At 53.4% G+C, this 13827-nt stretch carries 13 protein-coding genes; 1 reads left to right on the top strand and 12 read right to left on the bottom strand.

Features of this window, described 5'->3' with window-relative positions; genetic code table 11:
- Window positions 1-197: 197 nt before the first annotated feature.
- The 10 genes from ubiX to pdxB all read right to left on the bottom strand — a co-directional run bounded on the left by ubiX (window position 198) and on the right by pdxB (window position 9977).
- The gene (gene ubiX, locus AACU19_RS01370; protein WP_000825697.1) at window positions 198-767 is read right to left on the bottom strand and encodes a flavin prenyltransferase UbiX; all 570 of its coding nucleotides are present in this window, start codon (window positions 765-767) and stop codon (window positions 198-200) included.
- 94 nt (window positions 768-861) lie between these two features.
- Window positions 862-2379, bottom strand: a complete 1518-nt coding sequence (purF, locus tag AACU19_RS01365; protein ID WP_000334213.1) for an amidophosphoribosyltransferase — start codon at window positions 2377-2379, stop codon at window positions 862-864.
- A gap of 36 nt (window positions 2380-2415) precedes the next feature.
- Window positions 2416-2904, bottom strand: a complete 489-nt coding sequence (gene cvpA / locus AACU19_RS01360; RefSeq protein WP_000262113.1) for a colicin V production protein — start codon at window positions 2902-2904, stop codon at window positions 2416-2418.
- A 243-nt stretch (window positions 2905-3147) separates the two neighbouring features.
- Window positions 3148-3810, bottom strand: coding sequence for a cell division protein DedD (gene dedD / locus AACU19_RS01355; RefSeq protein WP_000146990.1), 663 nt, complete (start codon window positions 3808-3810; stop codon window positions 3148-3150).
- Window positions 3800-5068 (bottom strand): bifunctional tetrahydrofolate synthase/dihydrofolate synthase, encoded by a 1269-nt coding sequence (folC, locus tag AACU19_RS01350; protein ID WP_000584600.1) that lies wholly within the window; start codon window positions 5066-5068, stop codon window positions 3800-3802. The genes dedD and folC overlap by 11 nt, the downstream gene beginning before the upstream one ends.
- Before the next feature lie 69 nt (window positions 5069-5137).
- Window positions 5138-6052, bottom strand: a complete 915-nt coding sequence (gene accD / locus AACU19_RS01345; RefSeq protein ID WP_000118404.1) for an acetyl-CoA carboxylase, carboxyltransferase subunit beta — start codon at window positions 6050-6052, stop codon at window positions 5138-5140.
- Between the two features lie 155 nt (window positions 6053-6207).
- Window positions 6208-6867 carry a DedA family protein gene (locus AACU19_RS01340; RefSeq protein ID WP_000364335.1) on the bottom strand — a complete coding sequence of 220 codons (660 nt, stop codon included), beginning with the start codon at window positions 6865-6867 and terminating at the stop codon, window positions 6208-6210.
- Window positions 6868-6949: 82 nt separating this feature from the next.
- Entirely contained in the window at window positions 6950-7762 is an 813-nt protein-coding gene (gene truA / locus AACU19_RS01335; RefSeq protein ID WP_001283592.1) for a tRNA pseudouridine(38-40) synthase TruA, read from the bottom strand.
- Window positions 7762-8775, bottom strand: coding sequence for an aspartate-semialdehyde dehydrogenase (locus AACU19_RS01330; RefSeq protein ID WP_001289165.1), 1014 nt, complete (start codon window positions 8773-8775; stop codon window positions 7762-7764). Before AACU19_RS01330 ends, truA begins: the two co-directional genes overlap by 1 nt.
- A gap of 65 nt (window positions 8776-8840) precedes the next feature.
- A complete protein-coding gene (pdxB, locus tag AACU19_RS01325) occupies window positions 8841-9977 on the bottom strand; it encodes a 4-phosphoerythronate dehydrogenase PdxB (RefSeq protein WP_105277980.1) in 1137 nt (378 codons plus the stop codon).
- Between the two features lie 98 nt (window positions 9978-10075).
- On the opposite strand from pdxB, the gene flk reads away from it, so the two are divergent.
- Window positions 10076-11071 carry a flagella biosynthesis regulator Flk gene (flk, locus tag AACU19_RS01320; RefSeq protein WP_000615830.1) on the top strand — a complete coding sequence of 332 codons (996 nt, stop codon included), beginning with the start codon at window positions 10076-10078 and terminating at the stop codon, window positions 11069-11071.
- On the opposite strand, the gene AACU19_RS01315 is transcribed toward flk, so the two are convergent.
- Complete coding sequence (locus AACU19_RS01315) at window positions 11068-12246, bottom strand: arabinose transporter (RefSeq protein WP_032184713.1); 1179 nt, start codon at window positions 12244-12246, stop codon at window positions 11068-11070. The genes flk and AACU19_RS01315 overlap by 4 nt on opposite strands.
- Before the next feature lie 266 nt (window positions 12247-12512).
- On the bottom strand, window positions 12513-13733 hold the full coding sequence (gene fabB / locus AACU19_RS01310; protein WP_000817183.1) for a beta-ketoacyl-ACP synthase I: 1221 nt from the start codon (window positions 13731-13733) through the stop codon (window positions 12513-12515).
- Between the last annotated feature and the right edge of the window lie 94 nt (window positions 13734-13827).

Genomic DNA, 13827 nt, shown 5'->3' with positions numbered 1-13827 from the left:
TGCAGGTCTTATGCCATCTTGACGACAACAGTAACATTCAACGTTAAATATGTTAATAAGACGTTGCATTATTGTCCTGAAGTTGAAGATAGCAGGTATGGCGGTTGGATCGCAGCGTTTTGATTGAATGGTAGGAACAAAATGTTGAGGATTTGATCGCGGTTGCAAAATTGCCCTGAAACAGGGCAACAGCGGAGTTATGCGCCCTGCCAGCGGGCAAAGAGATCTTCGGGTAGATTTATCGCAAACTGGTCAAGAACACGGTTAACCGTCTGATTTATCACATCATCAAGGGATTGTGGGCGATGATAAAATGCCGGAACGGGAGGCATAATTACCGCACCGATTTCTGCCGCCTGAGTCATTAAACGCAGGTGGCCTAAGTGCAACGGTGTTTCACGCACGCAGAGCACCAGCGGGCGACGCTCTTTCAGCACCACATCTGCCGCACGGGTCAGTAAGCCATCCGTATAGCTATGCACAATGCCGGACAGGGTTTTGATTGAACAGGGTAAAATCACCATCCCCAACGTCTGGAAAGAACCAGAAGAGATGCTGGCGGCAATATCGCGCGCATCGTGCGTGACATCGGCTAATGCCTGCACATCACGCAGGGAGAAATCCGTTTCAAGGGATAAGGTCTGGCGCGCCGCCTGGCTCATTACCAGATGCGTTTCGATATCTGTGACATCGCGCAGAACCTGTAATAATCGTACGCCATAAATCGCGCCGCTGGCACCGCTGATGCCCACAATGAGTCGTTTCATAAATAGTTGCCCTGTCAGACTTGCAGGCAGACTTTGCAGGATTTCGGCGGGAGTTGCAAGTCAGGGTGCCAGACCGGCACCCTGAGCGAAGTCATTATCCTTCGTTATGCATTTCGAGATTTTCCACTTCGTTCTGACGTTGCACGGCTTTAGCGTCGTCATTACGTAAAGTATCAAGGAAATCGAGGTAGCCCTGATCAACATCTTTGGTGACGTAAACGCCGTTGAACACCGAGCATTCAAACTGCTGGATATCCGGGTTTTCAGCGCGAACGGCTTCGATCAAATCGTTGAGGTCCTGGAAAATCAACCCGTCAGCACCGATGATCTGGCGAATTTCATCTACTTCGCGACCGTGAGCGATCAGTTCCGTGGCGCTCGGCATATCGATACCGTAAACGTTCGGGAAGCGAATTTCCGGTGCCGCAGAAGCGAGGTAAACTTTCTTCGCTCCGGCTTCACGCGCCATCTCGATAATCTGCTCAGAAGTGGTGCCACGCACGATGGAGTCATCGACCAGCAGGACGTTTTTATCACGGAATTCAGCGCGGTTGGCGTTCAGTTTACGGCGCACGGACTTACGACGCAGCTGCTGACCCGGCATGATAAACGTGCGACCAACGTAGCGGTTTTTCACAAAGCCCTGACGGTACGGTTTACCCAGAATACGGGCGATTTCCAGCGCGATATCACACGAGGTTTCCGGAATGGGGATCACCACGTCGATATCCAGATCTTCCCATTCGCGAGCAATTTTCTCGCCCAGCTTGGTGCCCATATTCACACGCGCGCTGTAAACGGAAATTTTGTCGATGAACGAGTCCGGACGGGCAAAGTAAACATACTCGAACAGGCACGGATTGCTGACCGGGTTGTCAGCGCACTGACGGGTAAACAACTGCCCCTCTTCAGTGATGTAAATCGCCTCGCCTGGGGCGACATCACGCAGGAACTCAAAGCCCAGCGTATCGAGCGCAACGCTTTCGGAAGCGACCATATATTCTGTGCGATTGTCGTCGATATCACGTTTCCCCAGTACCAGCGGACGAATACCGTTAGGATCGCGGAAAGCCACCATACCGTGGCCGATAATCATCGCCACACAGGCATACGCGCCGCGGATTAAGCGGTTTGTAGCAGCAATGGCGGCGAAGATGTTGTCGGCTTCCAGCGGGTAGTGGCGGAAGTTGTCCAGCTCGCTGGCGAAGATATTAAGCAGAATTTCCGAGTCGGAAGTGGTGTTGATGTGGCGGCGTTTTTCTTCAAACAGTTTTTTACGCAACTCATGAGCGTTGGTCAGATTGCCGTTGTGGGCAAGAGTAATGCCATACGGGGAGTTAACGTAAAACGGCTGCGCTTCAGAGGCGCTGGAGCTACCAGCCGTGGGGTAACGCACATGACCAATGCCCATATTGCCCTGCAAACGCTGCATATGGCGAGCTTCAAATACATCGCTCACCAGCCCGTTCGCTTTACGCAAACGGAAGCAGTTATTGGCATCAATGGTGATGATGCCGGCGGCATCCTGACCGCGATGCTGAAGCACCGTTAAGGCATCATAAATCGACTGGTTAACCGGCATAACACCGGCGATACCGACAATACCGCACATACGTCTTTTTCCTCGTTAAGCCACATCTCAGAGCACTTACGCTCTGGGCAAGAAACTTGACGAGCTTTGCAGATAATCAAAAAACCATCTGATGATAAAACTGAACTGCGGGATCAGCTGTGATTTGCTCCAGTCTTCGCTTTTCGACACCCCGGTAAAGGAGTCGAGAAAGAAGAGAATGGCAGCAACAATCAACACACCGCGCAACGCACCGAAACAGACGCCCAGCACCCGATCGGTGCCTGACAACCCCGTTTTCTCCACCAACTGGCCTATCACGAAGTTCACGATAGCACCAACGATCAGGGTAGCGATAAACAGTACCGCGATGGCAATCCCATTTCGAACCAGTTCGTCTTCAAAGCCCGTAAACCAGACTGACAGGTAAGTGTAGTAATGACTGGCAACAAAGAAAGCACAACCCCATGTCACCAGCGATAACGCTTCACGAACAAAGCCGCGGATCAGGCTAACCAGAGAGGAAAAAGCAATCACCGCGATTATGGCGTAATCAATCCAGACCATATGTGTCCCACGATTTTACGCCCTGTCATCCTGTTCGGGGCGCATTCTAACAGAAAAAGAAAACGTTTGCGTAGGGATTTCCTTCCCACGCATCAATAAAAATGGCGCTGAAAAAAGATTCAACGCCATCGACTTTTCATGCCTTTGCGGCATCGTGCAATCATTGTCGGATGCGGCGTGAACGCCTTATCAGACCTACGGTTCTACTCCTGCACAGACCTCGTCGCATCAGGCAAAACCGTATTAATTCGGTGTATAGCCCATCACCACGCCACTTAAGCCAGAAAGCTGCTTGAGTTCACCCAGCGAACCTTTCAGCTTATCTTTCGAGGCATCTGGCCCAACCAGAATACGGGTAATTTTACCCTGCACCGGCGTGGATGGCGACGTATAAACCCGATAACCGGCACCGCGCAGCTTACCGACAATCTCATTCACTTTATCGGCATTTTTCAGCGCGCCCAGCTGGACGACATACGCTTTACCCGTCGGGGCGGCTTTTTCTTCCACGACCGGCTTCGGTTCTGGCTTCGGCGCAGGTGCTGCTTCAACCTTCGGTTTAGGCGGTTCCACCGGTTTCGGCTTCGGTGGAGCGACCGGTGCAGGTTCCGGTTCAAACTCGGTGTTATTGGCTGCAATAGTGGCCGGATCGAGCGACGGCGCGGCAGCATCACCTGCCCGCACCTCTTCCGCTGCGCCTTCCGGCGGCTGCGTCGGCAGTGCCTGGGTGGCGGCTGGCATCATATCAGGCTCATCGCGATCGCCCGCTTTCGGCACCAGAGGGATTGCCGCGAACTCATCCTGATAATGTTTTTTCTGCCCGTCCAGCAACCCTGGAAGTACAATCACCCCCAGCGCCACCAGCACGATCGTACCTACTAACCGATTCTGAAACTTACTTGCCACCGCTTCTCCTCGCGTCAATCACTTCCATGACATGTGCGACCGTGTGGAACGAACCACACACCAGCACGGTATCTTCCGCTTTAGCGTCCGCCATTGCGGCATCCCATGCCTGCGCCACGCTATCAAATGATTTGCCGTTACCCAAATGCTCAAGCAGTTGTTCTGCCGTGGCACCGCGCGGCCCTTCCAGTGGCGCACAATACCAGTCATCAACCACGCTTTTCAACCAGGCCAGAGTTCCGGCAATATCTTTATCATGTAGCATACCGATAACCGCCAGCACGCGCCCGTTTTTCGGTAGCGCTTTCATACGCCCGGTGAGATATTCCGCCGCATGTGGATTATGCGCGACATCAAAAATAACGCGTGGCGACTCGCTCACAATCTGGAAACGTCCCGGCAAAATTGCGCTGGCAATCCCGTCGCGAATGGCATTTTCACTGACCTCCAGCCCGCTGGCACGCAGTGCCGCCAGCGCCGTTGCGGCATTCGGTTGCGGGACAAGCGGCAACGGCAGATTTTCCAGCGTGCCGTGAGCATCGCTAAACGTCCAGTCATTGTCACTGACGGAATAGTTCCACTCAACGCCCCGACGTTGTAGCAGTGCGCCTTTTTCCTGCGCCACATCAGCAATGGTAGAAGGCATTTCAGGCTCTCCGACAATTGCCGGTTTTTCATTGCGGAAAATCCCTGCTTTCTCACGACCAATGCTTTCGCGATCTGGCCCCAACCAGTCGGTATGATCCAGCGCAATGCTGGTCACCACCGCAACATCAGCATCGACAATATTGGTTGCATCCAGACGTCCGCCCAGCCCTACTTCCAGAATCACCACGTCAAGTTGTGCCTGTTTGAACAGCCACAACGCCGACAACGTACCGTACTCGAAATAGGTCAGGGAAATATCACCGCGTGCCGATTCAATCTCCGCAAAAGAGGCTGTGTGGGCCGATTCCGGCAATTCCTGGCCCTGCACACGTACGCGCTCGGTATAACGCACCAGATGCGGCGAACTGTAGACGCCCACTCTGTACCCTGCCGCCATCAGAATCGACTCCAGCGTACGGCAGGTGGTGCCTTTGCCATTCGTACCCGCAACGGTAAACACAAATGGCGCTGGTTTCAGAACGCCAAGACGTGCCGCGACCTGGCTTACGCGCTCAAGGCCAAGATCGATAGTTTTACTGTGCAGGTTTTCCAGATAAGAAAGCCACGAAGCCAGAGGCGACGCGGCTTGAGGAGTGCGTTTGATAATCATGGTATCCGCTGATTCGTTACGGTGAGAATAGCAAAAGGGCAGAGCCAGTGGCCCTGCCCTTATCAGTTATCAGGCCTCAGGTTCCTGATCCGGTACCGGTGGCACCACTACGCCTTCACGCGGCGCTTCAGGATTCGGCGCTGGCAAATTCATCAACTTCGCCAGAATGCTCGCCAGTTTCAGGCGCATTTCCGGACGACGGACGATCATGTCGATCGCACCTTTCTCGATCAGGAATTCACTGCGCTGGAATCCTGGCGGCAGTTTTTCGCGAACGGTCTGTTCGATAACACGCGGACCGGCAAAGCCGATTAACGCTTTCGGTTCAGCGATGTTGAGATCGCCCAGCATGGCGAAACTTGCAGAAACACCGCCCATGGTCGGGTCAGTCAGCACGGAGATGTACGGCAAGCCGCGCTCCTGCATTTTTGCCAGTGCCGCAGAGGTTTTCGCCATCTGCATCAGCGACATCAGTGCTTCCTGCATACGTGCGCCACCAGACGCGGAGAAGCAGATCAGCGGGCAGTTATCTTCCAGCGCCTGCTCAACGGCACGTACGAAACGTGCACCTACCACAGACCCCATGGAACCGCCCATAAAGGCGAACTCGAATGCCGCAGCGACAACCGGCATTCCATACAGGGTGCCTTTCATCACCACCAGCGCATCTTTTTCGCCGGTTTCTTTCTGCGCAGATGCCAGACGGTCTTTATATTTCTTGGAGTCACGAAACTTCAGCACATCTTTCGGCTCAAGCTCGCTACCCAGCTCCACAAGGCTTCCTTCATCTAACAGGCTATGCAGGCGATTACGCGCTGTCATACGCATGTGATGGTCACACTTCGGACAGACCTCAAGATTACGTTCCAGCTCAGCGCGGTATAATACCTGACCGCAGCTATCACACTTAGTCCACACACCTTCAGGAATGCTCGCCTTGCGGGTGGGAGTAATGTTGCTTTTAATTCGTTCAATCCAGCTCATTAGGGACCTTTCTGTCTGAACCTGGTTCGATGCCAGTTTTATCTTTGGGGACGCATAATGCCATTTTTGCCCCCAACAGACCATGAATGTTGCACATTAAAACATAACAGCCCGAAACTTTGGATAAAAAAGTGGTCGAACCGCGGAGTTACTTTTTATTTTGCGGCGCGTGCCGCAGCGCGTTTGTGACGGATAATTTCGATGACGCCCGGCAAAATGGAAACCACAATAATCCCGACGATCAGCAGCTTAAGGTTATCCTGAACCATCGGAATTGTACCGAAGAAATAGCCTGCGTAGGTAAAAAGCAGTACCCACAACAGTGCGCCGATCACGTTATAGGCAGCGAAATGACGGTACGACATGTGGCCCATCCCTGCGACAAAGGGGGCAAACGTTCTGACGATTGGCACAAAACGGGCGAGAATAATGGTTTTGCCGCCGTGTTTTTCATAAAACTGATGAGTTTTGTCGAGATAGCTACGACGAAAAATTTTCGAGTTCGGATTACTGAATAATTTCTCACCGAACAACCGTCCTATGGTGTAGTTGACCGCATCACCAACAATCGCGGCAATTAACATCAGTACCACCATCATATGAACATTGAGATCGTTGGTTTCAAGCGAGGCCAGTGCCCCTGCAACAAACAGCAGCGAATCTCCCGGTAAGAACGGCGTTACCACCAGACCGGTTTCACAGAACAAAATCAAAAACAGGATGGCATAAACCCAGACGCCGTACTCTGCGACCAGTTCTGCCAGATGCACGTCAATGTGCAGGATAAAATCGATGAGGAAATAAATCAGGTCCATATTTGCCTATGCCTTGTACTCGTTATCTCTCAGGCCGTAACTACGTTGGCTACAGCCTGAAATTTTCCGAGCTTTATTCTCGTTAGTCCGCCAGAAATAGCGGGCCCATTGGCGGTTTTGGAAGATCAAACCGGTCAGGGTAATCCACCGCGACCAGATATAGTCCTTCCGCTTTTGCCGTTGCTGCCGCCAGCGTTCTGTCCTTTGCTGCCAGCAGTTCTGCTATCCAGCTCTCCGGCTGGTTGTTGGCACCGACTTCCATCAGGCTGCCGACAATATTCCTCACCATATGATGTACAAAGGCATTTGCTTTGATATCTACCACCACATAAGGACCGTGACGCGTGACGTTAATATGCATAACGTTGCGCCACGGGGTTCGGGACTGGCACTGCACCGCACGGAACGAGGTGAAATCATTCTCGCCCAGCAGGCATTGCGCGGCCCGATGCATCCGTTCAGCGTCCAGCGGTTCGTAAAAATGGGTTACCCCTTTACTCAGCACTGCCGGACGCAGCCGATGATTGTAGATGATGTAGCGATAACGGCGAGCCGTGGCGCTAAATCGGGCATGAAAATCATCAGGTACAGCTTTAACCCAACGCACGGCGATGTCACCAGGTAAATTCGCATTTACGCCCAACGTCCACGCAGCGTCTTTACGCTGCGCGGTAGTTTCGAAATGCACAACCTGCCCTGTACCGTGTACGCCTGCGTCGGTACGCCCGGCGCAGAAGACGGTGATCGGTTCGTTCGCCACCTGGGAGAGTGCCTTTTCCAGCTTCTCCTGCACACTGCGTACTTCGTTCTGCCGTTGCCAGCCGTAATACTTACTACCGTCGTACTCAATGCCCAGCGCAATTTTGTAAACTGGCGGTTGTTGCTGGTCGGACATTAGTACAGATACTCCTGCACCAGTTTCTCGGCGATTTTTACTGCCATCAGCGCGCCGCCAAAGCGAACGTTATCGGCCACTGACCAGAACTGGACTTGCTCCGGCATACCGTAGTCATTGCGTACGCAGCCAACGGAAAGATGCGGCGTACCAGAAGCATCCCCCACCTGCGTCGGGAATTCGTTCTCTTCAGAGAGCACAATATCTTCGCCCTGGGCAAACGCATCACGCGCTTCTTCTGCCGCCAGCGGACGCAGTGCTTCAAAGTTGACCATCTGGGCATGACCGTAGAAAACCGGTGCCTGGACGACGCTTGCCGAAATCATCAGCCCTTCGTCTTGCAGAATTTTGCGTACTTCGTCAACGATACGACGTTCTTCACGCACGCTACCTTCGCTATCCGGCAGTAACGGCAGCATATTGAACGCCAGCTGACGACCGAAGAAATCTTCTTCGTCAATCGGAATACCGTTCAGCAGTTTCGCGCTCTGCCCTGCTAACGCATCGACCGCTTTTTTACCCTGGGCGGAGGCAGAAATCAGGCTGGTGACGCTGATACGTGACAAACCGCCCTGATCGATTAACGGTTTCAGTGCTGCCAACAGCTGGCTGGTCAGGCTGTCCGGTACGGCGATGACATTTCGGTTGCGGTAATCGGTCAGTACAAACGGGTTTACTTCCGGTACCACCAGCGGTACGTCAGGTTCGAGAGCAAACAATCCGCTGCTATCGATCACCAGGCAACCTGAGTTGGTCGCTTCTTCAACCCAGGCAGCGGTAGCTTCTTTGCCTGCGACAAAAAACGCCAGTTGCGCCTGCGTCCAGTCGAATTCAGCGGCATCCTGCACGGTGATTGTCTTACCACCAAAGCGCAGTTGTTCGCCTGCGCTTTCGTTACGTGCCAGTGCATAAATTTCCCCAACCGGGAACTGACGTTCAGCCAGCGTTTCAAGCAGGGCTTCGCCCACAGCGCCAGTTGCGCCCAGGACGGCAATGTTCCAGCCTTCAGACATGGTGGTTTACTCCAGAAATAGCAAAGCTCTCTGCCAATGTTACAGCAGAGAGCATGAAGAAGAGATTAACGTGCCGGATGATGAACGGCGTTAAAACCCAGTTTACACAGCAATGATGCCGCACTGGCGTCATCACAAATCACATACAGAGATGACCATTCACGGCGCTCAAGATAGTTTTTGCGCAGTTTATCGAACTCACCCGGTATCCCGGCGACTTTACGCAGCGGTGCGTCATCGCGGCGCACATCATACACCAAATGCACCAGCCTTTTCAGCGTCGGTTGATCGAGCGGACCATGCAGTATAATACGGCCAAACTCTGGCGCGGGTAGCAACGTATCAAGCGCAACGTGTTGCTCATGCCCAATAAACTTGCTATACGCTTCAAATACTTGCGTAGTGCCACGGGCTTTACCTTCGAGGGTGTAGCCCGCAATATGCGGCGTGCCGATATCCACTTTTTTCAGCAATTCTACGTTGAGTTCCGGTTCGCCTTCCCAGACATCCAGCACTACGCTTAACTTCTGACCTTCATTCAGACAGGTCAACAGGGCAGTATTATCGACGACTGCGCCACGGCAGGCGTTAATCAAGATCGCTCCCGGCTTCAGGTTACGAATCAGTTTTTCGTCCGCCAGATGCAGCGTTTTGTACGGTCCGTCTTTAAAGAGTGGCGTATGGAATGTCAGGATATCCGCATGCTGGACTAATTCATCCAACGAACGGAAATCGCCCTCATCCCCACGATCGGCACGCGGCGGATCGCAAAGCAAGGTTTTGATCCCCAGCGCTTCCAGTCGCGCCTGTAAACGCCGACCAACGTTACCAACGCCCACGATCCCCACGGTACGCTCATGCAGTGAAAATCCATCGCGTTCAGCAAGCATCAGCAGTGAGGAGAAAACATATTCCACCACCGCAATCGCATTACAGCCAGGTGCTGCGGAAAAACCAATTCCCGCCTGCTTTAACCATGCTTCATCGACATGGTCGGTTCCCGCTGTGGCTGTGCCAACAAATTTAATGGGTTTTCCTGCCAGCAAAGATTCATTCACTTTCGTGACCGAACGCACCATCAGCGCATCCGCATCTGCCAGTTGAGCTACTGGGATTGGACGCCCCGGAACCGCAGTCACCTCACCCAAACGGCTAAATAAGTCGCGGGCATAAGGCATATTTTCATCAACAAGGATTTTCACGTTTGTGTTACCTGTATGAGACGAGAGTTAACCGGACAAGTGTGCCATAATCTCGCGGCCAGGCATACTTGCGATGATTTCAGGTATAAGGATACGTAATGATACAACCTATTTCCGGCCCTCCTCCTGGGCAACCACCAGGTCAGGGAGATAACCTGCCGTCTGGCGCGGGCAATCAGCCTTTATCCAGTCAGCAACGTACTTCGCTGGAAAGCTTAATGACGAAAGTGACTTCGCTGACGCAACAGCAAAGAGCAGAACTGTGGGCGGGTATCAGGCATGATATTGGCCTGTCGGGAGATTCGCCGCTGCTTTCGCGTCACTTTCCCGCCGCAGAGCATAATCTGGCGCAACGTTTGCTGACCGCGCAAAAAAGCCATTCTGCCCGCCAGCTTTTAGCCCAATTGGGTGAGTATTTACGCCTGGGGAATAATCGTCAGGCGGTCACGGATTATATTCGTCATAACTTTGGTCAGACGCCACTGAATCAGCTCTCACCGGAGCAATTAAAAACCATTCTCACCCTGTTGCAGGAAGGGAAGATGGTTATCCCGCAACCGCAGCAGCGCGAGGCGACCGACCGTCCGTTATTACCGGCGGAGCACAATACGCTCAAACAGCTGGTTACCAAACTTGCGGCGGCAACGGGAGAACCCAGCAAGCAGATCTGGCAATCGATGCTGGAACTTTCCGGGGTGAAAGATGGTGAGTTAATTCCAGCGAAACTGTTTAACCATCTGGTGACCTGGCTGCAGGCGCGTCAGACGCTAAGCCAGCAAAATACGCCGACGCTGGAATCACTACAGATGGCGCTGAAACAACCTTTAGACGCCAGTGAACTGGCGGCGTTATCGGCATATATCCAGCAAAAATATGGCCTTTCTGCGCAATCATCGCTTTCTTCAGCCCAGGCTGAGGATATCCTTAATCAGCTTTATCAACGGCGGGTTAAAGGGATTGATCCGCGTGATATGCAACCGCTGCTTAATCCTTTTCCACCGATGATGGACACGTTGCAAAACATGGCAACGCGTCCCGCGCTGTGGATACTATTAGTCGCGATTATCCTGATGCTGGTCTGGCTGGTTCGTTAACCCCGACGAAACGACAGTATCGTGACAATAATTCCCAGCACCGCAGAGATCGCCCCGGCAAGAAATACCGAAGAGTAACCAAACGTGGTCGCCAGCATTCCCGCCAGCGGCCCGGAGACGCCGAGGGCGATATCCTGAAACGCGGCGTATCCGCCCAGTGCGGTGCCACGAACTTGTGACGGTACGCGTTTAACCACCTCCACGCCCAGCGCAGGAAAGATAAGCGAACATCCGGCTCCAGTTAACGCCGCGCCCGCTAATGCGACCCACGCACCTGGCGCCTGCCAGAGCAGCAACAAGCCCACTGTTTCTACAAGCAGAGAAACAATCGCCACTTTCACGCCGCCAAAACGGTCCGGCATCCAGCCAAACATTACGCGCATCACGACAAATGCCCCGCCAAACGCGGTAAGAGTAAAGCCCGCCATCGCCCATCCTTTGCTGGCAAAATAGAGCGAAACGAAAGTTCCGATAACCGCAAAACCAACACCTTGTAGCGCCAGACCTAACCCTGGTTTCCAGATAAGCCCGACAACGCTCCACAGCGATGGACGTTCTCCCGCCAGGGCCGGTACTTTGCGCACTGTGCCGTTACAGGCCCACGCCAGTATGGGTAATGCCATTGTGGTGAGCGCCAGGGCAGCAAAACCGTAATGGCTATGAATCAACAGGCCAAGCGGCGCACCAACAGCGAGGGCACCGTAAATCGCCATTCCGTTCCATGACATCACTTTGCCGGAATGTTTTGGTCCAACGATGCCCAATCCCCAGGTCAGAGCGCCCGTCAGTAACTGGCTTTCACCAAAGCCAAGAATCAAACGTCCGACGACCAACAGAGCAAATTTGAACGGTGCGGAGACGGGCAAAATCGCCGCCAACAGCAGTGCGCCCCCCGCCAGACCACAAGCTAACATCCCCTGAAGCGCCGAACGTTTTGCACCATATTGATCGGCCAGTCGCCCGGCATAGCCACGCGTCAGCACCGTAGCCAAAAACTGAATGCCGACGGCAATCCCGACCATGGTGTTGCCATAGCCCAGCTCATGATGAACAAACAGCGGGATAACCGGCAATGGTAACCCTACGGTCATGTAGGTGAGAAAAACCGCAAAAGCGATGCGGAAAAGCGAAAAATTGGCAGAAGATCGTGTTTCGGTTTGGCTTACAGCAGTCATGCATTACTCCAGAATGCAGCGCGAGGCGAGGAATTTCCCCGTCTCATCTCTCTGGTTTCAGGGTTACGGTACGCGTTGGCAGGATTTAACGCGTACGTCTTTTCAGAAGGAAATCGACAAAGCGGGAAGTTTGCCTGGAACAGGCGGCGATTGTCAATGATGTGAAAAAGGGAACCATCGGGTTCCCTTTTTCTTTAGTGCCGGAAGCGGCACTGGCGCGTATCGTCGGATGCGACGCTGACGCGTCTTATCCGACCTACTCCGAATTAATCTTTCAGCTTACGCATTACCAGCGTGGCGTTGGTGCCACCGAAGCCGAAGCTGTTAGACATAACGGTAGTCAGTTCGCGATCGGTCGTTTCGGTCACAATGTTCAGACCCGCAGCCTGCTCGTCCAGCTCTTCAATGTTGATGCTCGGTGCGATAAAGCCGTGTTCCAGCATCAGTAGAGAGTAGATAGCTTCCTGTACGCCTGCAGCGCCCAGTGAGTGACCGGTCATGGCTTTGGTTGCAGAAATCGCCGGGCTCTTATCACCGAATACTTCACGGATAGCCGCCAGCTCTTTCACGTCGCCAACCGGAGTTGAAGTACCGTGAGAGTTCAGGTAGTCGATTGGCGTATCAACACCGTGCATCGCCATCTGCATGCAGCGAACTGCGCCTTCGCCAGACGGAGCAACCATGTCTGCACCATCAGACGTTGCGCCGTAACCAACGATTTCAGCATAGATGTGAGCCCCACGCGCCAGCGCGTGTTCCAGCTCTTCAACTACTACCATACCGCCGCCGCCAGCGATAACGAAACCGTCACGGTGAGCGTCGTAAGTACGGGAGGCTTTTTCCGGGGTGTCGTTGTATTTAGTAGACAGCGCACCCATCGCGTCGAATTCGCAAGCCATTTCCCAGCACAGCTCTTCGCCGCCACCAGCAAACACGATGTCCTGTTTGCCCAGTTGGATCTGCTCTACTGCGTTACCGATACAGTGTGCGGAAGTCGCACATGCGGAGCTGATAGAGTAGTTTACACCGTGGATTTTAAACGGCGTGGCGAGGCAGGCAGAAACGCCAGATGCCATCGCTTTGGTGACCACATACGGGCCAACCGCTTTCAGGCCGCGCGGGCCGCGCATTGCGTCAGCGCCGAACACCTGGAAACGCGGGGAACCACCACCGGAACCTGCAATCAGGCCCACACGTGGGTTGTTCTGATAAGCTTCCGGGGAGAGGCCAGCATCTGCGATTGCCTGCTCCATGGAAAGGAATGCATAGATGGATGCGTCGCTCATAAAGCGCACAACTTTGCGGTCAATGAGGCCAGTGGTATCCAGTTTTACGTTGCCCCATACGTGGCTACGCATGCCGGAGTCCTTCAGCTCTTGAGAGAAAGTGATCCCTGAGCGTCCTTCACGCAGAGATGCCAGGACTTCCTGCTGGTTATTACCGATGCTGGAAACGATGCCCAGGCCAGTAATCACTGCACGTTTCATTCAATACCTCTGTAAGTCGCACTATAGTAAGTTTCGAATGGCACAATAGCGTACACTTGTACGCCGAACAAGTCCGATCAGACGATTAATAGAG

Source organism: Escherichia sp. MOD1-EC4550, from assembly GCF_963876935.1.
Lineage (GTDB): Bacteria > Pseudomonadota > Gammaproteobacteria > Enterobacterales > Enterobacteriaceae > Escherichia > Escherichia coli_F.
The sequence above is the reverse complement of the archived record's forward strand: the minus strand, read 5'-3'. Positions and strand labels throughout refer to the sequence as shown.